This is a genomic window from Streptomyces sp. NPDC055103, assembly GCF_053607625.1.
This window is the reverse complement of the sequence record NZ_JBSGTX010000004.1, coordinates 15,399-38,330: the sequence shown is the minus strand read 5'-3', so window position 1 is coordinate 38,330 and position 22,932 is coordinate 15,399. Positions and strand designations below refer to the sequence as shown.

Below are 22,932 nucleotides of genomic sequence, written 5' to 3'. Positions count from 1 at the left end.
CGGCCTGATCCGAAGGACGGGCCCTAGCCGACGGACGGCAGGGGCCAGGCGTACGGGCCTCCGGGCTCGTCCAGCCAGGCCCACTGCCGGTCGCCGCTGACCGTCACCCCGAAGCGCTCCCGCCCCGGCCGCCCCTCGCGCAGCCAGAGCGAGAGCGCTTCGCGTCTGTCCAGGACCTCGGCGACGAGACCGCTCAGGAAGCGGAAGCGGTCGTCCCCCGCGGGACCGTGGCGCGGGCCGCGACTGTCCGGGGCGTGGGCGGCGACGCCCCGCAGCGCCACGAAGTACGCCGAGGTCTCCAGGAACCGCCCCTCCGCGTGCGTGCCGTCGTGCACGCGCAGCAGGATCAGCCCGGTGGAGAGCGGGGCGAGGACCAGGGCGCCCGGCCGGCACTGGGCGAGCCAGGGGTACGGGACGGCGGGCACCGCGCAGGTCGCGACGATCCGGTCGTAGGGCGCGTGGTCGGGGCAGCCCCTGGCGCCGTCGGCGGCGAGCACCGCCGGCCGGTATCCGGCGGCGGCGAGATGGGTCCTGGCGGACTCGGCGATCTCCTCGTCGAGGTCGACGGTGGTGACGTGCTCCTCGCCGAGCCGGTGGCAGAGCAGCGCCGCGTGGTAGCCCGTACCGGCGCCGATCTCCAGGACGTCGTCCCCGTCGCGCACGTCCAGGGCGTGGAGCATGAGCGCCATCAGGGACGGCTGGCTCGCGGAGGAGACCAGCTCCCCGTCGCGTACGCGGGTGGCGATCGCCGTGTCCGCGTACGCCCCGCGCAGCCAGCGCTCGCGCCGGGCGGGATCGGGGTCGCCGGCCCAGAGCCGCTCGTAGCCGCCGGTCCCGGGGACGTAGTAGGAGGGGACGAAGAGGTGGCGCGGGACCTCGGCGAAGGCGGCCCGCCAGGCGGGGTCGGACAGCTCGCCCTCCGCCTCGATCCGCCGCACGAGCGCCCGTCGCTCCCGCGCGCCGGCCCCGGCGAACTCGCCCCACGGTTCACCACCCATGCCTCCACTCTCCCGCCGCCCGGGCCCCCGAGCGAGCGCCCGTACGGGTACGGGTCGGACAGGCTCCGGACAGGCCTAGGCCTCCGGTCCTCGGCCGGGTCATCTGAGACGATGGAACGGTGAACGAGATTCCCGGGGAAACGACGCAGGAGCAGACCTTCTACGAGCAGGTCGGCGGCGAGGAGACCTTCCGCCGCCTGGTCCACCGCTTCTACGAGGGCGTCGCGGCGGACCCGCTGCTGCGCCCGATGTACCCCGAGGAGGACCTCGGCCCGGCGGAGGAGCGCCTCGCGCTCTTCCTGATGCAGTACTGGGGCGGCCCCCGCACCTACAGCGACCACCGCGGCCACCCCCGTCTCCGGATGCGCCACGCGCCGTTCACCGTGGACCAGGAGGCGCACGACGCCTGGCTCCGCCATATGCGCGCCGCCCTGGACGACCTCGCCCTCGCCCCCGAGCACGAGGCGGAGCTGTGGCGCTACCTCACCTACGCGGCGGCCTCGATGGTGAACACGGCCGGCTGACGGACCTTCATACCCCACACCCTCACCGCCACCCCCTGGACGGACACATTCCGGAGACGGAACGCCGAATAACGGTCACGATCGCATCAAGGTCGGTCCGTAAGCGGTTTCCAGCCGTACGTGCACTCTGAAAGAGTCCAGGGGAAGTCCGGGGGGACTCGAAGGACTTTCGGAGAACTCTCGGCGGCGTTCGGCGTGCGCGGAGCGGTTCAGGGTTCCAGGGGGATGGGTGACGGGGTTCGTATTCCTGCGTGTCAGGGCTCACCGGCTGCTGTTGGCCGCGGCGCTGCTCGCCGTACTGCTGACCACCACCGTGCTGGCCACGCTCGCCGCCTTCTCCTCCACCATCGGGGACGCGGCGCTCCAGGCGGGGCTCCAGGGGCGGTCGGCGCCCGCCGCTTCGCTGGTCGTGACCGGGCAGGTGGACGCCGCGAAGCGGGCCAGTGCCGACGCGGCGGTGCGCGAGGGGGCGCGGAAGACCTTCGACGGGCTGCCGGTGACCGTACGGCGGCTCGAACGCTCCGGGCCGTACGCGCTGCCCCGCGCTCTTCAGCCACCCGCCGCCCGCAAGGGCGACCCGGACCTCGCCCGCTTCGCCGCCCTCGACCGCTCGCGGCTCTCGCTCGTCCGCGGCGCCTGGCCCTCGGCCGCCCGCACCGGCGGCGTCGTCGAGACGGCGATCCCCGAGGAGGCCGCCCGGCGCCTCCGGGTCGCGCCCGGGACCGTGCTCGCCCTCGGCGACCGGCTCACCGAGGGCAAGGTGGTGAAGACCCGGATCACCGGCGTCTACCGGCCCGTCGACACCGCCGACCCGTACTGGCAGCTCGACCAGGCCGGTGGCCGCGGCGTGCGGACGGTCGCGTTCACGACGTACGGGCCGCTCTTCGTCGACCCGGCCGTCCCCGCCTCCGGAGCGCTCAGCACCGGGGACACGTCCTGGCTCGGCACCGCCGACTTCAGCGGCCTCACGACCGGCGGGATGGACGCCCTGCGCGTCTCGGCGACCGAGGGGCCGAAGGAACTGGCCTCCGACACCGGGCCGTTCGGGACGACGATCGCCGCGACCACCGCGCTCCCGACCGTCCTGGAGCAGACCCAGCGGGCGCTCGTCGTCTCCCGCTCGACCCTCCTCATCGTGGCCGTGCAGCTGGTGCTGCTCGCCGCGTACGCGCTGCTGCTCGTGGCCCGACTGCTCAGCACCGAGCGCTCCGGGGAGACGGCGCTGCTGCGGGCCCGCGGCGGTTCGCGGCGCCGGATCACCGGGCTCGCCGCCGTCGAGGCGCTGCTGCTCGCGCTGCCCGCGGCGATCGCCGCCCCGCTCCTGACCGGCCCGCTGACCCGGCTCTTCACCGAGCGGTCCGCGCTCTCCTCACTCGGGGTACGGCTCGACACGACGCCGTCCCTCCAGGTCTGGCTGGCCGCCGCCGCGGTGGCGCTGTGCTGCGCGGCGGCCGTCGTGGCTCCCGCGCTCGCCGCCGGGGACGGCGCCGCCGTCTCCCTGCGCAAGACCCGCTCGGGCACCTTGCCCGCTTCCGTTCGGGCCGGGGCTGACATCGGGCTGCTGGCCGTCGCCGCCGTCGCCTACTGGCAGTTGCAGCGGCCCGACGCCACCGGCGCGACCCTCGGGGCGGGCGCGGACGGCGGGGGCTCCGTGGACCCGGTGCTCGTCGCCGCGCCCGCCCTCGCCCTGCTCGCAGGGACTGTCCTGACCCTGCGTCTGCTGCCGCCCGCCGCCAAGCTGGCCGAGCGGCGCGCGGCGAGCGGGCGCGGTCTCTCCGCCGCCCTCGCCGGCTGGCAGTTCAGCCGGCGGCCGCTGCGCGGCGCGGGGCCCGTACTCCTTCTCGTCCTGGCCGTGGCGATGGGCATGCTGGCCATCGCGCAGAGCAACTCCTGGGATCGTTCGCAGCGGGACCAGGCCGACTTCCGGTCCGGTGCGGATGTCCGCGTCCTGGCCGCCGGTCCCGGCGAGCCGACGCAGACCCAGCGGCTGGCCGCCGTGCCCGGTGTCACGGCCGTGGCCCCGGTGCACCGCGCCTCGACGGACGTCGCCGGGAAGAACGCGATCGTCCTGGCCGTCGACACCCGCGCGGCCGCGGGCGGACTGCTGCTCCGCCCCGATCTCGCCGGCACCTCCCCCGCTTCCTCCGCTTCTCCCTCTGCCTCCGCTTCCTCCGCTACCTCCGCTCCGTCCACCCCCGCCGCCTCGCTCCTCGCTCCGCTCGCCCCCCAGGCCGGTACCCGTCCCGGGCTCCCCGTGCCCGCCGGCACCCGGACGCTCGGCATCGACCTGCGCACCGTCGCGGCGGCCCGCACCTCCGAGGCCCGGCTCACCGTCGTCCTGGAGGACCCGAACGGCATCCCGTACCGGCTGCTCGTGGGCGTGCTGCCCTCCGACGGCCGCACGCACCGGCTGACCCTCGACCTCGGCGCCCTGACCGGCGGGTCCGGTGCCCCGGGCGACTCGGGCGCCACGGACGACAAGGGGTCCGGCGGGCTGCTCACCCTCACCGGCCTGGAGCTCATCGGCGAGGTCGACGACGGCGAGAAGCACCCGCTGACCCTGCACGTCGAGCGCTTCACCACCGTCGGACAGGACGGCGCCGAGCGGACGCACGCGCCGGGACGGATCCTCGCCGACTGGGCCTACGCCGCCGAGCAGACCCTGAACGGCGAACCCCGGCTCGCCGTCCCCGTGACCGGCCGTCCCGGCGCCGCGGGGCCCGGCGGCCGGCCCGCGCCGTACTCCCTCGCCTACACGATCAGCGGCAAGGAGCTGGGGGCCAGGTTCGTCGTGACCGAGGAGTACACCGTCCGGCTGACCGCCCCCGGGCCGAAGGCGCCCGCCCGGCTGCCGGCCGTGGTCACCGAGACCTATCTGGCGGCGACAGGCGCCAAGCCCGGGGACCAGCTGGAGATCACCCTCGGCGGCAAGCCGGTCGGCATCACCGTCGCCCGCGTGGTCAAGGAGCTGCCGACCACCGGCCCCGGCGCCCAGGTGGCCTCCGCCACCACACCCGTCGCCACCCCTGAGGACGGCGGCGCGATCCTCGTCGACCTGGCCTCGGCCAACCGCTATCTGGCGGCCGACGAGACCGCGAGCGTGCCCGCGAGCGAGTGGTGGCTGACCGTCGCGCCCGGCCGGTCCGACGAGGTCGCCGCGGCCCTGCGGGCCCGCCCGAGCGCGGACCCCGCACAGATCCTCGTACGCGACGAGACCGCCGCCGACCTGCTCGGCGACCCGCTCGGCGCCGGACCCAACGCCGCCCTGATGGCGGTGGCGGCCGCCGCCGCCGCGCTCGCCGCGGTCGGCTTCGCCGTCGGCTCCGCCGGTGCGATGCGGGAACGGTCCGCGGAGTTCGGGGTGTTGCGGGCGCTCGGCACCCCGCAGCGCCGCCTCGCCCGGCTGATCGCCGCCGAGCAGGGCGTGCTCATCGCCGTCGGCCTGCTCGTCGGCATCGGGCTCGGCGCGGTCCTGGCCCGGGCCGTCGTCCCCCTCGTCGTCCTCACCGGCCAGGCCACCCGGCCCGTGCCCCCGGTCCTGGTGGAACTTCCCCTCGGCCAGGTGGCGCTGCTCATCACCGGTGTGGCCGCGCTGCCGCTGGCGATCGTCGCGGCGATCGCGCTGCGCCGCACCGACCCGGCCGTGACCCTGCGCCACCAGGGGGACAACTGATGACCGCCGCACGCAGGGAGAACACCGACATGCCCCGGTCCGAACGGCCCGCCCGGTCCGGCAAGCCCGCTCGCGCCGTGGCGCCGTGGGTACGGACCCGGCTGCGGACCGCACCCTGGGCAGCCGCCTCCCTCGCCCTCCTCGTACTGGTCACCGTCTACCTCGCCGCCGCGCTCCCGCGCGCCGTCGACGCGTACGAGACGGAGGGCCTGCGGCACGAGATCGAGGCCGCCGCGCCCCGCAACAGCGTCATCGAACTGACCCAGCCGGGCGGCCTGTCAGGCCCGCTCGCACAGCGCGAGGCGGCCCTGGCCCCCTCCGCCCTCCTGAACAAGCGGGACACGCTCCGCTCCCTGCTCCCCGAGCCGCTGCGGACCGACCCCGAGCAGACCGTCCACGGCATCCGTACGGTCAAGCGGATCGACGGGCTCGACAGGTGGCTGCCCCGGCCCGACGGCCTGTCCCCCGAGCTCGTGCTCTCCTCCCCGTCCGACCTGCCCGCCCACGCGACGGTACGGAAGGGCCGCCTGCCCGCCGGATCGGCGCGCGCCCCGGAGGCCGTGGTCACCGAGGCGACGGCGAAGTCGCTCGGCATCAAGCCCGGTTCGGTCGTGCACGTGCCCGGCGTGGTGAACGCGGAGCCCGTCGCCGTGACGGTCACCGGCATCGTGGCGCCGCGCGGCCTCGAGTCCGCGTACTGGGCGGTGGAGCCGCTGCTGCACACCCCGGCGCTCACCCCGGTCGTCGGCGACGAGGTGAAGTACTACTGGCAGGGGGCCCTGCTCCTCTCCCCCGCCTCGGCGCCCGTGACCCTCTCCACCACCGGTGAGCCGGAGGCCTACTGGCGGTACATGCCCACGGCGGGTCACCTCACCGCGCGGGACGTCGACCGGCTCGACGCCGCGCTCGGCTCGGCGAGCGCCGGACCCGACCTGGTCGCGATGCGCCAGGTCATGGGGAACACCGGCGCGCTCACCACCAAGCTCGACGAGATCGTCGGCTCCTTCCGCTCGATGCGCGAGGCGATCAACCCCGTCGTGGCCGTCGCCGTCTTCGGGATCGGCGCGGTCGCGGCCGTCGTCGTCGCGATGACCGGCGGCCTCTTCGCCGCCCGCCGGGACAGCGAACTGGCGCTGCTGCGCTCGCGCGGCGCCTCGCTGACCGGCATCGGGCTGCGCCTGCTCGGCGAGACCGCGGCGGTGGCCGCACCGGCCGCCGCGCTCGGCCTGGTCCTGGCGGTGTGGACCGTACGGCCCCCGGAGGTGACGGGCGGTCCCGCCGGAGCCGGATCCGGAGCGGACCCGGGAGCCGCGGCCGAGGCCGCCGCGGGGATCCCCCTCGGCCCCTCGATCCTGGCCGCCGCCCTCGTCGCGCTCCTCGCGACGCTCGTCCTGCCGCTGCGGGCCGTCGTCCTGCACCGCCGCCCGCGCCTGCACGGCGGCCGCGACGACCTCCTCACCGCCCGGCCCTCCCGGCGCCGCACGGTCACCGAACTCACCCTGCTCGTCCTCGCCGTGGGCGCCGTCGCCTCGCTGCGGCTGCGCGGCACCGACGACTCCGGCGACCATCTGGTGAGCGCCGCCCCGGTGCTCGTCGGCGTGATCGCCGCGCTCGTCCTCGTACGGATCTATCCGCTGCCGCTGCGGTGGCTGGCCCGGCCTGCCCGCCGGCTGCGCGGGGCCGTCGGGCCGCTGGCCCTGGCCAGGGCCGGACGCTCGTCCTCGACGGGCGCGCTGCCGCTCCTCGCACTGGTCCTCGCGCTGACCACGGCCGCGTTCGGCGGCTCGGTCCTCGCCGGGGTCGCCGACGCCCGCGACCGGGCCGCGCTCCTCGCGACCGGCGCGGACGCCCGCGTCGACGGCTCGGTCGAGTGGACGCCGCTGCCGCCCGGGCTCACGGAGGCGGTGCGCGGTACGGCGGGGGTACGGGACCTGGCCCCGATCCAGATCGAGTACGGGGTGGCGATGCCGTCCTTCCAGGGCACCGCCGCCCTGCCGATGAGCGCGCCGCTCGTCGGCGTCGAGCCCGGCTCGTACACCCGCCTCGCCGGCCGGACCGGCTTCGGCCCGTTCCCGTCCGAGCTGCTCGCCTCGACCGGGAAGGGCGGCAAGGACGCCGTCGCGGACACCGAGCGGGTCCTGCCCGCGATCGCCTCGCCCTCCGTCGCCGAGCGGCTCGGCAGCGAGCCGCTGGAGATCGTGGCGGCGGCCGGGGTGTTCCGGGTGAAGGTCGTCGCGGTCCGGTCGACCACCCCGGCCCTCACCGGGGAGGACTTCCTCCTCGTCAACGCCGACGACCTGACCCACCCGCAGCCCACCGCACTGCTCGTCACGGGCAGGGCGGCGGACGGAGCGCTCGACGGGGCGGCCCTGCGCGCCGCCGTGACGGCGAAGTCCGACGACTTCGTCGTGACGCTCCGCACCGAACTGCGCTCCACCTACATCGACTCGCCGCTCCAGACGGGCGCCGAGCGGATCTACGCGGCGGCCATCGGCGCGGGCGCCGCCTACGCGGTCGTGGCGGTGCTCCTCGCCCTGATGCAGAACGCGCCGGAACGGACCAAGCTCCTCGCCCGGCTGCGGACGATGGGCCTGACCCGGAAGCAGGGCCGCCGGCTCCTCGGCCTCGAAGCGCTGCCGCAGGCGGTCCTCGCCGCGCTCGGCGGCATGCTCGTCGGCTGGGCGACGGTGCCGCTGCTCGCCCCGGGCATCGACCTGTTCCGGCTCGCGCTCGCGACGGCACCGGGCTTCGCCCCACTGGACAGCGCCCCACTGCGGGCGGATCCCTGGTCCCTGGTCCTGCCCGCGCTCGGCGTCGTCGTCCTGACGGGACTGGCGGCGGCGGGGCAGGCGTGGTGGGCGGGGCGCAGGGGCTCGATCAAGGAACTGAGGGCAGGAGACGCACGATGACGAAGACCGGTACGACCCTCACCACCGCCCCGTCGGGCACCACCCTGGAGGAGCTGGAGCGGCGGGCGACGGCGCGCCGCGACCGGCCCTCGTACGGGCATGACGCGCTCATCGCCTGCGACCGGCTCGTCCGGATCTTCACCACGGACGGGGTGGAGGTGCAGGCGCTCCAGGGCCTCGATCTCCTGGTGAAGGAGGGGGAGTTGATGGCCCTCGTCGGCGCTTCGGGCTCCGGGAAGTCGACGCTGATGAACATCCTGGCGGGCCTCGACGTGCCGACGGCCGGCTCGGCGAGCGTCGCCGGGTGCGACCTGCTCGCGATGGACGGCAAGGCGCGGCTCCGCTACCGCCGCGAGGTCGTCGGCTTCGTCTGGCAGCAGACCGCCCGCAACCTCCTCCCGTACCTGACGGCCACTCAGAACGTGGCGCTGCCGATGCAGTTGCGGGGCCGGACGAAGCGGAAGGCCGAGCGGGCCGAGGAGCTCCTCTCGATGCTGGGCATCGCGGATGTCCGTGACCGGCGGCCGCACCAGCTCTCCGGCGGGCAGCAGCAGCGGGTCGCGATCGCGGTCGCCCTCGCCAACAACCCGTCCGTCCTGCTCGCCGACGAGCCCACCGGCGAGCTGGACTCGGCCACCGGCGAGCAGGTCTTCGCGGCCTTCCGCCGCGCCAACGAGGAGCTGGGCACGACGATCGTCATCGTCACCCACGACCAGGCGGTCGCCTCCGAGGTCCGCCGCACGGTCGCCATCCGTGACGGCCGCACCTCCTCGGAGGTGCTGCGCCGCACGGAGGTCGACGAGCAGGGCCAGGAGTCGTTGGTGGCGCGGGAGTACGCGATGCTGGACCGCGCGGGCCGGCTCCAGCTCCCGTCGGACTACACGCAGGCGCTCGGGATGGAGCACCGGGTGGCCCTGGAGCTGGAGCAGGACCACATCGGGGTCTGGCCGGACGACGCGGAGCACTGACACCGGCGAAACCGGGGAGAGCTGCGGGACGTCCCTTCCCCGGGGGGGGGATGTCCATGCCATCAAGACCACCGAGGACATCAGGGAAGCCGATACGAGAGACGCGGGCGGGCCGGGCGAGGAAGGCGGGCCGGGCCCGGGCGGCGATGTTCCTGCCCGCGACCTGCGCGCTCGCCCTCGCCGCATGGGCGGTCTGGTGCTTCGGGGGCGTGTCGGCGCCGTCCACGGCGGTCGCCGTCTCGGTCGGCGGGGCGGCCGTTCTCGCGGCGGGAGTGGCGTACTTCCTGCTGGTCACCGGGAACGCGGGCTTCTTCGGCGCGGTCGCGCTGGTCGGCGGACTGCTGCTGACGGCCGCCGCCGCGGACCAGGCGGCCGCGCGTGGGGCGGTCGCCGAGTGCGTCGTCGTGAAGGTCACCGGGGAACACAAGGAAGCGATCTTCGACGGCGGCCTCGACACCACGCTCCACCACCACACGCTGCGCTGCCCGGGCGGCTACCCGACGACCCTGGCGGAGGACAGCCGGCTCGCACCGGACGGCGGGACGATCCGGGTGGCCTTCGACCCGCGGCGGAGGGTCGACCCGGCCGTGGAGGGCTCCAGCTCGCCGTGGCTCCCGGGACTCCTGGCGGTGATCGCGCTGACGGCGGCCACGGCGGGGGCGAGACGGGTGAACGCGCACTGGAACCGACCGGAAGAGGAACCTCGACGCCGGTCTCCCCGCAGGACGTGATCTCCCCCGCGGGCAGCACGCCCTAGAGGTCCACGGGTTGGGCGGGCTCGACGGCCACGTCCGTCATCGGCCCGGGGTGACCGTGAGGGACATCGGTGCGGCGGTGCGGAGGGCGATCGAGCCGTACGGGGTGCGCAGCCGGAGCCACGGGCCGGAGGCGAAGAGCACGATCGGCGCGTCGTCCTGGCCCGGCGGCAGGAAGCCGAGCGACTGGGCGGCGTGCACGGCCCGCAGGGGCAGTCCGGTGGTGCCGAGGGTCCGGGACCAGATCGCGTGGCCGATACGGTCACGCTCGGCCCGGGTGCGCCGCTCCTCGGGGAGCTCTTCGTCGCGCGCGCGGAACTCGGCGACGGCCGCGGCGACCGCGCCCCGCATCTCGGCGGCGGACGGCAGCCCGGCGACCGGCTGCCAGCCGGACCGGGGCGGCAGTACGCCCGCCCAGGGCGGGCCGGTGACGGAGTCCGGGACGACGGCCTTGCCGGCCGACTCCTCGATGCCTTCGAGGAGCTCGCCGGCGGAGACGGTGGCGTCCAGGTCGACGGCGTCGACGAGCCGGGCCGTACGGATCGCGAGCACCTCGAAGGACGGCGGCCGGCCGAAGACGGCCAGCGCCCCGCCGCCCGCCTGGAGGCGGACGGCCGCGGCCCGGTCGTAGTGGACCAGCCGGCCCAGGAAGGCGGCGAGGGCCGCCGCCTCCCGGGCGTCGGCGAAGTGCAGCGGCGCGAGGACGGTCATGCGGCGGAGTTCATCCCGTCGTCCACGTACTCCTCCAGGAAGCTCCGCTCCTCGGCGGTGATCCGCCGCGGGCGCTGGGCCTCCAGGTCGAAGGGCACGACGACCGTGGACGCCCGGACGTACACGACGTCCGCGTCCTTGACCTCGTACGCGATCGTCAGCGACGCCGCGCCTATCTTCGTGACCCACGACTCGATGGTCACCGGCTCGTGCCGGTGGACCAGCGGCCGCTTGTAGTCGATCTCGTGCCGGGCCACGACGGACCCGCCGGAGAACGAGGGGGAACCGTCCCCCGGCGCCAGCCGGAACATGAAGTCGATGCGCGCCTCTTCCAGGTACCGCAGGAAGACGACGTTGTTGACGTGCCCGAAGGCGTCCATGTCCGACCAGCGCAGGGGACAGCGGTAGAGGTGCCTGGCCACTGAACTCAGCCTCGGGCCAGCTTCTTGTACGTGGCACGGTGCGGGCGGGCCGCCTCGGCGCCCAGGCGCTCGATCTTGTTCTTCTCGTACGACTCGAAGTTGCCCTCGAACCAGTACCACTTCGACTCACCCTCGTACGCGAGGATGTGCGTGGCGACCCGGTCCAGGAACCAGCGGTCGTGGGAGATCACGACAGCGGCACCGGGGAACTCCAGGAGGGCGTTCTCCAGCGACGACAGGGTCTCGACGTCGAGGTCGTTGGTGGGCTCGTCGAGGAGCAGCAGGTTGCCGCCCTCCTTGAGGGTGAGCGCCAGGTTGAGGCGGTTGCGCTCACCGCCGGACAGCACGCCCGCGGGCTTCTGCTGGTCCGGGCCCTTGAAGCCGAAGGCGCTGACGTAGGCGCGGGACGGCATCTCGACGTGGCCGACGTTGATGTAGTCCAGCTCGTCGGAGACGACGGCCCACAGCGTCTTCTTGGGGTCGATGTTGGCACGGCTCTGGTCGACGTACGAGATCTTGACGGTCTCGCCGACCTTGATGGAGCCGGAGTCCGGGGTCTCCAGACCCTGGATCATCTTGAAGAGCGTGGTCTTGCCGGCGCCGTTCGGGCCGATGACGCCGACGATGCCGTTACGGGGCAGGGTGAAGCTCAGGTCGTCGATGAGGACCTTGTCACCGAAGGCCTTGGAGAGGTTCTCGACCTCGACGACGATGGAGCCCAGACGCGGGCCCGGCGGGATCTGGATCTCCTCGAAGTCCAGCTTCCGCATCTTGTCGGCCTCGGCCGCCATCTCCTCGTAGCGGGCGAGACGGGCCTTGGACTTGGTCTGACGCCCCTTGGCGTTGGACCGCACCCACTCCAGCTCTTCCTTGAGGCGCTTGGCGCGCTTCTCGTCCTTCTTGCCCTCGACCTTGAGGCGGGTGGCCTTCTTGTCGAGGTAGGTCGAGTAGTTGCCCTCGTAGGGGATCGCGCGACCGCGGTCGAGCTCCAGGATCCACTCGGCGACGTTGTTCAGGAAGTAACGGTCGTGGGTGACGGCCACCACGGCGCCCGCGTACTTCGAGAGGTGCTGCTCCAGCCAGTTCACCGACTCGGCGTCGAGGTGGTTGGTGGGCTCGTCGAGGAGGAGCAGGTCCGGGGCCTCGATGAGCAGCTTGCAGAGCGCGACACGGCGCTTCTCGCCACCGGAGAGGTTGGTGACCGGCCAGTCGCCGGGCGGGCAGCCCAGGGCGTCCATGGCCTGCTCCAGCTGGGCGTCGAGGTCCCAGGCGTTGGAGTGGTCGAGGTCCTCCTGGAGCTTGCCCATCTCCTCCATCAGCGCGTCGCTGTAGTCGGTGGCCATGAGCTCGGCCACCTCGTTGAAGCGCTTGAGCTTGCTCATCTGCTCGGCGGCGCCGTCCTGCACGTTCTCCAGGACGGTCTTCGACTCGTCGAGCTTCGGCTCCTGCATGAGGATGCCGACGCTGTAGCCGGGCGAGAGGAACGCGTCACCGTTGGACGGCTGCTCGATCCCGGCCATGATCTTCAGAACGGTGGACTTACCGGCACCGTTCGGACCCACCACACCGATCTTGGCGCCGGGCAGGAAGTTCAGGAAGACGTCGTCGAGAATCACCTTGTCGCCGTGCGCTTTACGCGCCTTGCGCATGGTGTAGATGAACTCAGCCAAGAGAAACCGTCCGGCAAGGAGTGAGTGGGCAGATACACCCCATCTTGCCTGACCGCCACCCTCAGGCGGAAACCGGTAAGACCGGCGCGAGGGCGGAACGGAAGCGGAGACGGGGTCGGGGCGGCGTACGGGAGCGGCCCGGGCGGGGGCCCCGGAGGACGGCCTGGAGGGCCTTCTGGAGGGGTGGAGGGGCCCCGGACGTGCGACGGCCCCCGCGCGGCGCCCGGCGCGGATGCGCACCAGGGCCGTACAGGGGCCGTACAGCGGCCGTGTCGAACTCCAGGGAGCGAGGCGCGTGTGACGCGGATCACTCCCTGGAGTCGGCTACCGGCTGTCGCCGTCAGTTACCGGCGGTCTTCTTCTTGCGGAGGACGAACACCGCGGCTCCACCGATCACGACGAGGACGGCGGCGATGCCGGCGATCATCGGGGTCGCGTTGGAGCTGCCGGTCTCGGCGAGGTCGCCGCCACCGGTGCCCGCGGTGTCACCGGCCGGGGCCGGCGTCGACGGGGTGGCCGACGGGGTCTCCGTCGAGGGCTGCGCGGAAGGGGTCCCCGACGGCTCGGTCGAAGGCTCCGTGGAGGGGGTCTCCGAGGGCTGCGGGCCGGGGGTGGCCGTCTTGCAGTCCAGGACGCCCTCGAAGGTCTCCTCGAAGTTCGGACCCTTGATCGTGAACTTGTACGCCTCGTCCTCGCCGATCGGGACCGTCACGGTCTTCGTCTCACCGGCGGCGATCGTGTACGAGGCGCCCTTCAGCTCGAAGGTCCAGTCCTCGTCGCCCTTGTTGGAGGCGCTGATCTCCAGGCCGCCCTTGGCGCAGTCCTTCGCGACCGTGACGGCCGGGACGGCACCCTTCTTCGCCCAGGTCGCGGAGGCCTTGGCGGTGACGGTGGAGTCGCTGGAGCCGGCCAGGATCAGGGTCTGCGAGGGGCCGTCGAGGGAGACGAAGGCGCGGCCCAGCGGGACCTTGGTGGTGGTCGCGGCGGTCAGCTCGGCGCTGCCGTCGGCGGTGCCGGCGGGAACGTCGAAGAAGACCTTGTCGCCGTCCTTGGCCTTGGTGACGGGCTTGCCCGCGGCGTCGACGACCTTGACGCCGGCGGGGGCTCCCGGGGCGATCGCGATCGTGGGCTCGCCGTTGGTGGCGACGGTGATCGGACCGATGCGGTCACCGGCCTTGCCGGCGACGGAGGACGGGGACAGGCTCAGGGAGGCCGTGGGCTCCTTGAGGTCCTGCACGTTCTTGACCAGGTACTTGGTCAGCTCGTTGGCGTCGGCGTCCACGGGCGTGGCCTCGACGCCGTCGGAGAACTTCCAGATCGCGGCCTGCGTACCCGCGGCGGCCTCGTCCTTGGAGAGGTCGACACCGAGCTTCTCGCCGAGGGCCTCGGCGGAGAACTTCGGGTAGGCGTTCTCCAGGATCCAGAGGATCTTGCCCGCGTCCTTGTTGTTGTGCAGGGAGGACTCGCTCCAGCCGACCTCCTTGTAGCGGTACTCGTGCCGCGCCTCGGTGTGGAAGTCGATGCAGTAGGTCGAGATGGTTCCCCCACCCTCGACCTCCATCGTGAAGAGACCGCCACCGACCGGCTTCGGCCGCTCGGTGCCGTCCTTCTCGACGATCTTGACGTCACCGCCCTCGACGATGTTGCCGAGCTTCGCCGTCGCGCCACCGGTACCCGGGGCGGGCTCATCGGCCAGCGCCGGACCGGCGGTCGCTATCGCTCCGACCGCGACGAGGCCGGACACCAGGGTCGCGGCGGCCAGGCGGGCAGCACCCCGCCCACGAACTGAAAACATTGCATTCCCCTCCGGGCGGGCCGCTCCGCGAACTTGGTCGATTCGCGTGGGGGGAGCGCACGCCAGCAGATTCACAGACTCGATGGGCTCACGTGCCACATGAGTACCCGGGAATCCTATGGACGCGGAACCCCCCGGTGCCCTGCCATACGTTCAGATAACCATTCCGACTCAGAATCGTTATCCCTTCGGCGAGTTGGTCGACAAATCCCCACCACACATGGTCAGGGAGCGGTCACCAGCTGCTTCGTGGCCGCCGTCCACGGGTCCTGGTCGGGTGCCTCGACGAGGGTCGGTTCCGGCTCGGGCCGTGGCCCCGGCTCCGCCCGCGCCGTACGCCGGAAGGCCGCCGTACCCCGCGTCAGATCGTGCCCCACGGCCAGTGCGTCCACGTCCACGAAGGTCTTGCGCTGCCCGTCGCGCTCGTCCTCCCGGACCCTCAACCGGCCGTGCACCACGAGCGGTTCCCCGACGGAGACCGAGGCCGCGAGATTGGCCCCGAGCGACCGCCAGGCCGACACCGTGTAGAAGCTGGTGTTCCCGTCGGTCCAGAGCGCCCGCTCCCGGTCCCAGCGCCGCGCGGTCACCGCGAAGCGGAACCGCGCGACCCCGCCTCCGGCCGTCTCCCGGTACTCCACCGCCGTCGCCACGTTGCCGACGAGCGTCACGGTCGTGTCGTTCATGGTTCCGCCCCCACCTGTGCGTTTCTCTCGGTCGGCACCATGGTGGGGGCGGTGGGCAGGCTCCCGCCGAGCCCTGTGGACAACCGGCGGACTGGGGACAACTCCCTCACCCGGAAGGGAGGGAGCGGGGTCCGGTGAGGCAGCGGCGGCGCTACCTCACCCAGAAGAAAAGGAGTCGGGCCTGCAAGGCAGCGGAGCTCCCTCACCCGGGGACGACTTCCTCACCCGGCAGGAAGGAGCCAGGCCCGGCAAGGCAGGCGCGGCGCTACCTCCCCCGTACGCTCGTCCGCGTCGCCCCCAGCCGCGACGCGCCGGACCGGATCCCGCCGACGACCCGGGCCGAGGGCCGGGCGCCGGGGCCGGTGCCGACCACCGTCGCGTACTGCTCGCGCACCTCCCGGTAGCGCATCAGCTCCGCCGCCACCGGGTCGAGCACCCGGGCCCGGCCGCAGGCCGCGGCCGCCTCCCGCAGCCGGCGCTCGGCCTCCTGCCCGTACCGCCGGGCGGGGCCCTTCACGGCGCCCTCGCAGGCCCATTCGACGAGGGGACCGCCGACGATGCCGCCGATCATCACGAGGACCGGCGGAAGGAGTCCCGGCTGCACGACGCCGACGATCTGGCCCAGCAGCCACAGCGCGCCGAAGATCTGCAGGAGCGTCATCACGGCCTGCGCGAGCACGGCGGCGGGCCACCAGGCGGGCCGGGGCGGCCGGGCGGCCGGGTCGCCCATGCTCGCGGTCAGCTCGTCCAGGGCCTCCGGCAGCCCCTCGGCCCCGCGCGCGGCCGCCTCCCGCACGGCCTGCGCCCATGGGGTGGGGAGCCCGCACGAGGCCTCGTCGGCGACGATCCGTACCGCCTGTTCGACGCGCTGGCGGGCCGTCAGTTCGTCCTCGACGGGCGAGTCGAGGCGCGGGTCGGTGGAGCCGTGCGCGCGCAGCCGCTCGTACCAGCGGTAGAGCCGCAGCCAGGGCGTACCGCAGGCGCGGATGGCTCCCCGGCGCCAGACGCGCTCGGCGGCCTCGCCCGCGGCCTGGGCGCCGACGGCGACCGCGAGCCGGTCGGCGAACTCCCCGCGGGCACGCTCGTCGAGGCCGGAGCGGCCGTCGGCGAGGTACGCGGGGCGCAGTTTGACGGCGGCGGCGTCGAGGTCGGCGGCGAGGCGGCGCTCGGGCGCGGTCCGTTCCTGAACGAACCGGCCGACGAGTTCACGCAGTTCGGGGACGCCCTCGCCGCTCAGCGCGGAGACGGCGAGGACGGTGGCGCCGGGCTCGCCGTGCTCGCCGAGCGCCACGCCGTCCTCGTCGAGGAGGCGGCGCAGGTCGTCGAGGACGAGGTCGGCGGCCTCGGTGCCGAGCCGGTCGATCTGGTTGAGGACGACGAAGGTGACCTCGGCGTGTCCGGCGAGGGGGCGGAGGTAGCGCTCGTGGAGGGCGGCGTCGGCGTACTTCTCGGGGTCGACGACCCAGATGACGGCGTCGACGAGGCCGAGGACACGGTCGACCTGGTCGCGGTGGGCGGTGACCGCCGAGTCGTGGTCGGGGAGGTCGACGAGGACGAGGCCCTGGAGGTCGGCGTCGGCCGCGCCGCCGGCGAGGGGGCGGCGGCGCAGCCGGCTGGGGACGGCGAGCCGGTCGAGGAGTCCGGCGGCGCCCTCGGACCAGCTGAGCGCGATGGGCGCGGAGGTGGTGGGGCGGCGCAGGCCGGTCTCGGAGACGGGGACGCCGGCGAGGGCGTTGAAGAGCGTGGACTTACCGCTGCCGGTGGCGCCGGCGAGGGCGATGACGGTGTGCCGGGAGGAGAGCCGTTGGCGGGCGGCGGCCTCGTCGAGGACGCGCCCGGCCTCGGCGAGGGCCTCGCTCTCCACCCGCGTACGGGAGAGCCCGACGAGCTCGTGGAGGGCGTCGAGGCGGGTACGGAGGGGGCCGCCGTAGTTCCCGCCGAGGGGCGGCAGCGTGTCCTCCTCCGGAGCTTCCCGCTCCGGGCCCTCCACCAGGGCGGCCCGCTCGCTCGCGCGCCGCGCGATCAGCCCGTCGTCCCAGGATTCCCGCCCGCGACCGCGACCGTGTTCGTCGTCCACCACGTCACTTCTCCTTCTGCAGTACGGAGAGCGCGGCGATGAGCTCCGCCTGCGGCTCGGGGGTCACGTCGAGGCCGTCGAGGGGGGCGAGGCGCCGGTCGCGCTCGGCGTGCAGGACGCGGTCGACGCACGAGAGGACCAGCGCGCCGCCCTTGTCGCGCAGGCGCAGGGCGGCCTGGGCGCCGAGGAGTTCGGCGAGGCGGTCGCCGGCGGCCCGGGCGCGCCGGCCGCCGAGGAGGGAGGCGGCGAGGAGGGCGGCGACGGTGTCGGCCTCGGGGACGGCGGTGCGGGAGGCGCGGGACCCGGAGGGCCGCTCGACGTTCCGTACCTCGTCCTCGGCCAGTTCTTCGAGGACGCGGCGCCAGCGGCGTACCTCCACGCCGGTCCGCTCCCCCGCCTCCCGGTCGCCGCCGGTCCGGGGCGGGCCGAGGGCTTCGGCGGCGGGGTCGCGCTGCCAGGCGTCGCGTACGCGCTCCTCGGCGGCGGCCACCGCGCAGTGCAGGAGGGCGGCGAGGGATTCGGCGAGGGCGTCGAGGAGTTCGTCGGCGGTGCTGTCCCGGGGGTACGCGCGCCAGCGGGCGCGGGCGTCGCCGGCGAGGACGGCGCCGCGGCCCAGCTGCTGCCGCACCCGCTTGCCCTGCTCGCGGTAGGCGGCCTCGACGGCGCCGCCGAGCCGGACGGCGGAGGCGTACTGGGCGGCGACCGCGCCGGCCAGCTCGGGCAGCCGGGCGTCGAGGGAGTCGATGACCCCGGTGGCGGTCCGGTCGAGGGCCTGCTGCCGGGCGGCGGGGTCCTCGGCGCGGTGGGCGAGCCAGGCGCGCAGCGGGGCGACGGCGCTGTCGGGCAGGAGTCCGCTGCCGCCGTCCGTGGACTCGGGCAGCTCGGGGATGGTGAAGCGGGGCACGTCGCCGAGGCCCGCCTTGTCGAGGAGCGCCTCGTACTGGCGGGAGACCTCGCCGATCACCTGGTGCGGGACGCGGTCGAGGACGGTGACGAGGGTGGCGTCGTACTCCTTGGCGGTACGGAGCAGGTGCCAGGGGACGGCGTCGGCGTACCGCGAGGCGGTGGTGACCATCACCCAGATGTCGGCGGCGCAGATCAACTCGGCGGCGAGGAGGCGGTTCTCGACGACGAGGGAGTCGATGTCGGGCGCGTCGAGGAGGGCGAGCCCCCGGGGCAGGGAGGCGGCGGTCTCGACCCGCAGGGCGTTCTCCTCCGGCGGCTCGTCGGTGGAGTGGCCCTCGTCGGCCTGGGGCAGCCAGACACGGGTGAGCTGCGGGAGGACGCGCATGCCGGCGAACCAGTGGTGGTCCTCGGGGTGGCAGACGAGCACGGGGGTACGGGTGGTGGGCCTGAGCACCCCCGACTCGCTGACGCGCCGACCCACAAGGGAGTTGACGAGGGTGGACTTCCCGGCTCCGGTGGAGCCGCCGACGACGGCGAGGAGAGGAGCGTCGGGATCCTTCAGGCGGGGCACCAGATAGTCGTCGAGCTGAGCGAGGAGCTCGGCCCGGGTCTGCCGGGCGCGTGATGCGCCGGGGAGGGGCAGTGGGAGACGCACGGCGGCGACACGGTCGCGCAGGGCGGAGAGTGCGTCGATCAGCTGAGGCCGTTCGTCCAAGGTCACCACATGCGAAGAATGCCCAATTTATGAGTGTTTTTGAAGCGTATAGCCGCCCTGCGCGCCGAGAGAAGGGATGGGTGGCCGGGACCGCAGGCATAACGAGTGCACAACACCCGCCCCGAGCGGCGCGAAAAGCGCTGCGCGAATCGCACCTGCCTGCGATTATCGTTCCGCTTCACCGAACCTCCACATCGTGCCACGCAGGTGAAGCAACCGGGCCAAGGCGATCGGAGCCCTATCCTTGTCCCGGCAGGCCACACCCCACCCACCAGGGCCTCCAGGCCACACGGCCACCACCCGGCCCCCGTAGCTCAGTGGATAGAGCAGGTGCCTTCTAAGCACTTGGCCGCAGGTTCGAGTCCTGCCGGGGGCGCACGACGGAAGACCCTCCTTCGGGAGGGTCTTTTTGCTGGTCGGGGCCTGTTTTCAGCCCGGGGTGGGGGTGCCAGGGAGAGAGCCTCGGATGGCTGGATCCGTCCGGCTGAAACCGGTCAGAGGCGGCCTCTGGCGGCTGGTTTTCCCGAAAACTTCCCGAAGTTTTGAGATCGCCCGCTGCCCTGCCTCACTCCGACCGGCGTGCTCTCCTCTGTCGATCACCCCCCTGCTGGATGACGGTGAGCCGCCCCTCGACTCCCGCCGGGAGGGTGGACCGGGGCACGGGGTGGGGCGCGGCAAGCGAGTGAGCGAAGATCGCGGCCAGGTCGTGCGGCACGCCGGCGCTGAAGCTGGCGCACCACAGGTACGGGTCCCCGACGACAGGCTCGGCCCACGCCTGCCATCCGAGCTGTCCGGGCCGCGGATCGGCATCGCGCACGAGCGGTGGCACCTCCTCCAGCGAGACGCCGGCGGACAAGCCAGGGGCGAGGGCGGCGGTGCGGGGGCGGTCGATGTCGCGAACCCACCCCTGAGCGCAGACCGCCGCGAGGACGGTCTCGGGTCCATCAAAGAAAGAGGAGGGTTCCCGGCGGGCGTCGAGCGCTAGCAGGAAGTCGGTCAGCGCTTCGTACGGGATGCCGGCGGTGAAGTACGCGTTCCACTCCGCCAGCGCACTGGTGGGATGCGACCGGACTGAGATCTGCCAGGCCACCGGGAGGTCTCCCAGTTCGAACGGACAGGCTGCGCGTGTCCACTCGGCACCGCACAGTTCGTTCGGGCTCACATAGAGAAGGGTGTCGCGGGCTGTCGGCCACATGCGCCAGCCTGCGGAGGCGAGGGCCGCTCCCACCTGGTCGGCGAGAGCATCGTCGTCGCCTGCCAGATGGCGAGGGGTGACCCAGTACAGCGGGTCCGGGAGAGAGGGTTTGCTGAAGCGGTACGGGTGCAGGGCGCCTCCATAAGATCGAGGTTCTGGGCGGTCGTCTACGTTGACATGGCCGTGGGGCCGTAATCAGCCCCTTGGCGCTCTTCCTCGTCTGCCTCCGGCGAACTGGTGTCCTTTGACAGCTGTGGGGTCTCAAATCCCGCGGCACACCCTCAGATCCGATGCCACATCGATGACACCTGCGCGGTCTCCGAGAGAGTCGCGGTTCGGGGCGCTCACCTTTCGGGAGGAAGGTCGCCATCGCAGCCAGGATCTACGGGGACAGGCCGGTGGCAGGGCATTACAGTCCGAGAGCAGGAGAGGGGGCCTGATGGCGCTGAACAAGAAGGGTTCTCGGCGGATCACAGTCGACGGGGCCGCCTACCGCTGGCGGATCCGCCGGAAGCCGTCCTACATGCAGGGACTGTGCTGGACGCCTTTGGCCTACGCCGTCGAACTCGCCGACGACGACCGCCCAGGCAGGACGTTGGTTGTTGCCACTGGCCAACCGCACCCCAGTAACTGGCTGGGCGTTGAAGCGGAGCCCGTCAGGCCGGATCATGTTGCCGCCAGTATCAAAGAGGCACTGGCGCAGGGCTGGGAGCCTGCCGCGTCCGGCTCCCCCTTCCTGCTTGACCAGTCGGCGACTTTCGTCCCGTCGCTTTGATCGTCAGACGGCCTGGGGCTAGAGCCCTGAAACAGCTTGCCGGTGCGAGAGGGTGATTCGACGCCGGACCGTGTCGATGTCAAGGATCTTGACCAGTAGTGCGTCACCCACCTGGATGCCGAGCTGAGGGTTTTCCAGGTGCTCGTCGGCCAGTTCGGAGTTGTGTACCAGCCCCTCGAAACCGTTCTCCACCTCTTCAATGCGTACGAAGACGCCGAACGATATGAGTTTGGTGACGCGGCCGACGAGGGTCTGGCCGATCTGCACGGTCAGCAGCGGCATCGGATCTTCGTGCAGGGCCTTGAGGGACAGTGATACGCGTTCGCGGATGGGATCGACGTCGAGAATTTCGGCGTTGATCTCCTGGCCGACGGAGACGATGTCGGATGGGTGGTTGAAGGGACGCCATGACAGCTCGGGGATATTGATCATCGCTTCGAAGCCGCCGATGTCCACGAAGGTGACGCCGAAGTCGGCGATGTGGGTCACCGTGCCGGCGACGGTCTCGCCTCGGTGAAGGGTCTTGAGGAAGGCCCAATTCCGGTCGCTCGGCGTCGGCTCGGTCTGCCAACGGGCCCGTACCACTCCATCGTTGTCAGGCATGACAACGGTGAACAGAGGCACACGTTCATCGGCATACACAGACAGGAGCGCTGCAGCATCGGCACCGGACAGCCGGGCGGCCAACTCCGCGAACTCGTCCTCGTCAGCCATAGCGCTGTGGATCCAGCCGTTCTTGTCCTGCCAGACACCTTCGACGAGGCCCTCGGCGGGGAGCGCACCGATGACTGCGTCGACGTCGGAGGACAGGCCCGGCCACACGGCCAGCCGGGCGCGGGGAGCGATCCCGGCGCGAACCGTGTCGATGGAGTCGCGCGTGAGGCGGTGCCACCGCGAGGCGCCGTCGATGTACGTCTCTTCCAGGAGCCCGGCGCGGCATGCGGCGACTGCCCAGCGCAGACCGGCCCAGAACTCGTCGTCACCGGGCCGCTGGACATCTGCGTCATCGGTCTCCATCTCGTACGGAGAGGAGTCCAGGCGTTCCGGGAACAGCCCCAGCGCGCGGGTTCGGGCCAGTGCCTCCTCGCAGGGCCGGCTACTGCCGATGTAGAGGTACTGGTCCCATCCCACATGGACCGCGAACGCGCCTTCTGCCTCCAGCCGGCACCAGGCGCCGTTGTCACGCAACATGGCGCGCACCAACTCCAGCGCGATGTCGAGCGGTACCTCTGCCCCGTCGTGAAAACCGGTCGGACCGGCAGGGAAGAGCCCGGCCAGCCCAAAGCCGTCCACCGGAGGCTCCGCACCGAAGTGCGCGAAGGACGGGACCTGCGGTTCACGTACGGCCAGGTGATCGACGTCGGTGTCTTCGGCGAAGGCCGCGACCGCCTGAAGGTAAGACGCCTCGACCTCGCCGTGATCGCTGACGGTGTCCTCGCTACCGGTGTAATGCCCGTGTTCGTCACGGTCGGCGGGGTCGTACTTGGTGACGCGGTAGACGTAGGGGCGCTGCACCGTCCCATCATCCAGCACGCCGCTGCCACCCCCACGAGGAAATGCCCGGTAGGTGAGACAGAGGTGTGGACAACGCCCTGAGACGGATCAGGAACCTGCTGGTCAGCGCAATGCTCCGTGACATGAACCAGCGAGCTCCTACAACAGCGAACCCAGCCGCCGTGTCATCGGATTGGATGGCAGAGGGCAACTGCATGCTTCCCGAGCTACCGAAGAAGGGAAGCGGCTCACCAGGAGATCAGACGGCCCTCGGGTGTGTGGGTGAGCGTCACGCAGCCGATCCAGTCACCGCTCTCCGGATACTCCCAGTTGTCCGCGTCGGCCAGAACGTTCAACAGTTCCTCGCGGGCGAGGGGCGGACCAGGCTGCTCGCCGGCGCCCCCGCTCGGAGGCGTCCAGGGGATGACACGGCACACATCGATCCACCCCCTGTCGATCAGGGGAAGGAGGATGGGGACCAGCTCTCCAGGCGGCGCCGATGCGAGGGGTTCGTCCAGATCGCCGCGGACGCCCGGGAGGATGTCGATCTCAAAGGCGTTGAGCATGAATGCGCGCTCGGCGGCGGAGAGGTCTTCTGGAGCGTTCACACCGGGATCGTCGCACGACGGATGCCGGTGGCCGCAGGCACAGCCGTTGACGGG

General features: G+C 72.7%; 17 protein-coding genes and 1 tRNA gene. 7 read left to right on the top strand and 11 right to left on the bottom strand.

Annotated features, from left to right (window positions below):
• Positions 1–23: 23 nt before the first annotated feature.
• Entirely contained in the window at positions 24–998 is a 975-nt protein-coding gene (locus ACWFR1_RS04310; RefSeq protein WP_453546296.1) for a methyltransferase domain-containing protein, read from the bottom strand.
• Positions 999–1,117: 119 nt separating this feature from the next.
• Between ACWFR1_RS04310 and ACWFR1_RS04305 the strand changes: the two genes are divergently transcribed.
• The 5 genes from ACWFR1_RS04305 (at position 1,118) to ACWFR1_RS04285 (ending at position 9,803) form a co-directional block, all read left to right on the top strand.
• On the top strand, positions 1,118–1,522 hold the full coding sequence (locus ACWFR1_RS04305; protein WP_055643412.1) for a globin: 405 nt from the start codon (positions 1,118–1,120) through the stop codon (positions 1,520–1,522).
• A 229-nt stretch (positions 1,523–1,751) separates the two neighbouring features.
• A complete protein-coding gene (locus tag ACWFR1_RS04300) occupies positions 1,752–5,195 on the top strand; it encodes an ABC transporter permease (RefSeq protein ID WP_453546293.1) in 3,444 nt (1,147 codons plus the stop codon).
• Positions 5,195–8,104 (top strand): FtsX-like permease family protein, encoded by a 2,910-nt coding sequence (locus ACWFR1_RS04295; RefSeq protein WP_453546290.1) that lies wholly within the window; start codon positions 5,195–5,197, stop codon positions 8,102–8,104. The genes ACWFR1_RS04300 and ACWFR1_RS04295 overlap by 1 nt, the downstream gene beginning before the upstream one ends.
• Positions 8,101–9,072: an ABC transporter ATP-binding protein gene (locus ACWFR1_RS04290; protein WP_453546288.1), complete on the top strand. Its 972-nt coding sequence runs from the start codon at positions 8,101–8,103 to the stop codon at positions 9,070–9,072. The genes ACWFR1_RS04295 and ACWFR1_RS04290 overlap by 4 nt, the downstream gene beginning before the upstream one ends.
• A gap of 56 nt (positions 9,073–9,128) precedes the next feature.
• On the top strand, positions 9,129–9,803 hold the full coding sequence (locus tag ACWFR1_RS04285; protein ID WP_453546285.1) for a hypothetical protein: 675 nt from the start codon (positions 9,129–9,131) through the stop codon (positions 9,801–9,803).
• Positions 9,804–9,866: 63 nt separating this feature from the next.
• Here the strand turns inward: ACWFR1_RS04285 and ACWFR1_RS04280 are convergent, their stop codons facing one another.
• The 7 genes from ACWFR1_RS04280 to ACWFR1_RS04250 all read right to left on the bottom strand — a co-directional run bounded on the left by ACWFR1_RS04280 (position 9,867) and on the right by ACWFR1_RS04250 (position 18,806).
• Positions 9,867–10,538, bottom strand: a complete 672-nt coding sequence (locus tag ACWFR1_RS04280) for a hypothetical protein (RefSeq protein ID WP_453546283.1) — start codon at positions 10,536–10,538, stop codon at positions 9,867–9,869.
• A complete protein-coding gene (locus ACWFR1_RS04275) occupies positions 10,535–10,960 on the bottom strand; it encodes an acyl-CoA thioesterase (protein WP_453546281.1) in 426 nt (141 codons plus the stop codon). The genes ACWFR1_RS04280 and ACWFR1_RS04275 overlap by 4 nt, the downstream gene beginning before the upstream one ends.
• Positions 10,961–10,965: 5 nt before the next feature.
• Positions 10,966–12,630 (bottom strand): energy-dependent translational throttle protein EttA, encoded by a 1,665-nt coding sequence (ettA, locus tag ACWFR1_RS04270; RefSeq protein WP_453546279.1) that lies wholly within the window; start codon positions 12,628–12,630, stop codon positions 10,966–10,968.
• Between the two features lie 340 nt (positions 12,631–12,970).
• Positions 12,971–14,425 (bottom strand): Cys-Gln thioester bond-forming surface protein, encoded by a 1,455-nt coding sequence (locus tag ACWFR1_RS04265; protein ID WP_453546277.1) that lies wholly within the window; start codon positions 14,423–14,425, stop codon positions 12,971–12,973.
• Positions 14,426–14,649: 224 nt separating this feature from the next.
• Positions 14,650–15,108: a single-stranded DNA-binding protein gene (locus tag ACWFR1_RS04260; protein WP_453546275.1), complete on the bottom strand. Its 459-nt coding sequence runs from the start codon at positions 15,106–15,108 to the stop codon at positions 14,650–14,652.
• A 265-nt stretch (positions 15,109–15,373) separates the two neighbouring features.
• Positions 15,374–17,188, bottom strand: a complete 1,815-nt coding sequence (locus tag ACWFR1_RS04255) for a GTPase (RefSeq protein WP_453546274.1) — start codon at positions 17,186–17,188, stop codon at positions 15,374–15,376.
• A 1-nt stretch (position 17,189) separates the two neighbouring features.
• A complete protein-coding gene (locus ACWFR1_RS04250) occupies positions 17,190–18,806 on the bottom strand; it encodes a dynamin family protein (protein ID WP_453546272.1) in 1,617 nt (538 codons plus the stop codon).
• 303 nt (positions 18,807–19,109) lie between these two features.
• Between ACWFR1_RS04250 and ACWFR1_RS04245 the strand changes: the two genes are divergently transcribed.
• Positions 19,110–19,182: transfer RNA gene (locus ACWFR1_RS04245), tRNA-Arg, on the top strand.
• Between the two features lie 189 nt (positions 19,183–19,371).
• On the opposite strand, the gene ACWFR1_RS04240 is transcribed toward ACWFR1_RS04245, so the two are convergent.
• Entirely contained in the window at positions 19,372–19,968 is a 597-nt protein-coding gene (locus tag ACWFR1_RS04240; protein ID WP_453546269.1) for a DUF317 domain-containing protein, read from the bottom strand.
• A 472-nt stretch (positions 19,969–20,440) separates the two neighbouring features.
• On the opposite strand from ACWFR1_RS04240, the gene ACWFR1_RS04235 reads away from it, so the two are divergent.
• Positions 20,441–20,776, top strand: coding sequence for a hypothetical protein (locus tag ACWFR1_RS04235; protein ID WP_453546267.1), 336 nt, complete (start codon positions 20,441–20,443; stop codon positions 20,774–20,776).
• Between the two features lie 18 nt (positions 20,777–20,794).
• Here ACWFR1_RS04235 and ACWFR1_RS04230 read toward each other — a convergent pair whose 3' ends face one another.
• Together ACWFR1_RS04230 and ACWFR1_RS04225 are read right to left on the bottom strand one after the other, a co-directional pair.
• Positions 20,795–22,291 (bottom strand): S1 RNA-binding domain-containing protein, encoded by a 1,497-nt coding sequence (locus ACWFR1_RS04230; protein WP_453546265.1) that lies wholly within the window; start codon positions 22,289–22,291, stop codon positions 20,795–20,797.
• A gap of 227 nt (positions 22,292–22,518) precedes the next feature.
• Positions 22,519–22,878 (bottom strand): hypothetical protein, encoded by a 360-nt coding sequence (locus ACWFR1_RS04225; protein ID WP_453546262.1) that lies wholly within the window; start codon positions 22,876–22,878, stop codon positions 22,519–22,521.
• Positions 22,879–22,932 lie beyond the last annotated feature (54 nt).

What these genes read in the sequence shown, in the direction of transcription:
- ACWFR1_RS04260 (WP_453546275.1), bottom strand. Translation starts at nt 15,108, where the DNA reads ATGAACGACACGACCGTGACGCTCGTCGGCAACGTGGCGACGGCGGTG.
- ACWFR1_RS04290 (WP_453546288.1), top strand. Translation starts at nt 8,101, where the DNA reads ATGACGAAGACCGGTACGACCCTCACCACCGCCCCGTCGGGCACCACC.
- ACWFR1_RS04235 (WP_453546267.1), top strand. Translation starts at nt 20,441, where the DNA reads ATGGCGCTGAACAAGAAGGGTTCTCGGCGGATCACAGTCGACGGGGCC.
- ACWFR1_RS04280 (WP_453546283.1), bottom strand. Translation starts at nt 10,538, where the DNA reads ATGACCGTCCTCGCGCCGCTGCACTTCGCCGACGCCCGGGAGGCGGCG.
- ACWFR1_RS04310 (WP_453546296.1), bottom strand. Translation starts at nt 998, where the DNA reads ATGGGTGGTGAACCGTGGGGCGAGTTCGCCGGGGCCGGCGCGCGGGAG.
- ACWFR1_RS04295 (WP_453546290.1), top strand. Translation starts at nt 5,195, where the DNA reads ATGACCGCCGCACGCAGGGAGAACACCGACATGCCCCGGTCCGAACGG.
- ACWFR1_RS04265 (WP_453546277.1), bottom strand. Translation starts at nt 14,425, where the DNA reads ATGTTTTCAGTTCGTGGGCGGGGTGCTGCCCGCCTGGCCGCCGCGACC.
- ACWFR1_RS04285 (WP_453546285.1), top strand. Translation starts at nt 9,129, where the DNA reads ATGCCATCAAGACCACCGAGGACATCAGGGAAGCCGATACGAGAGACG.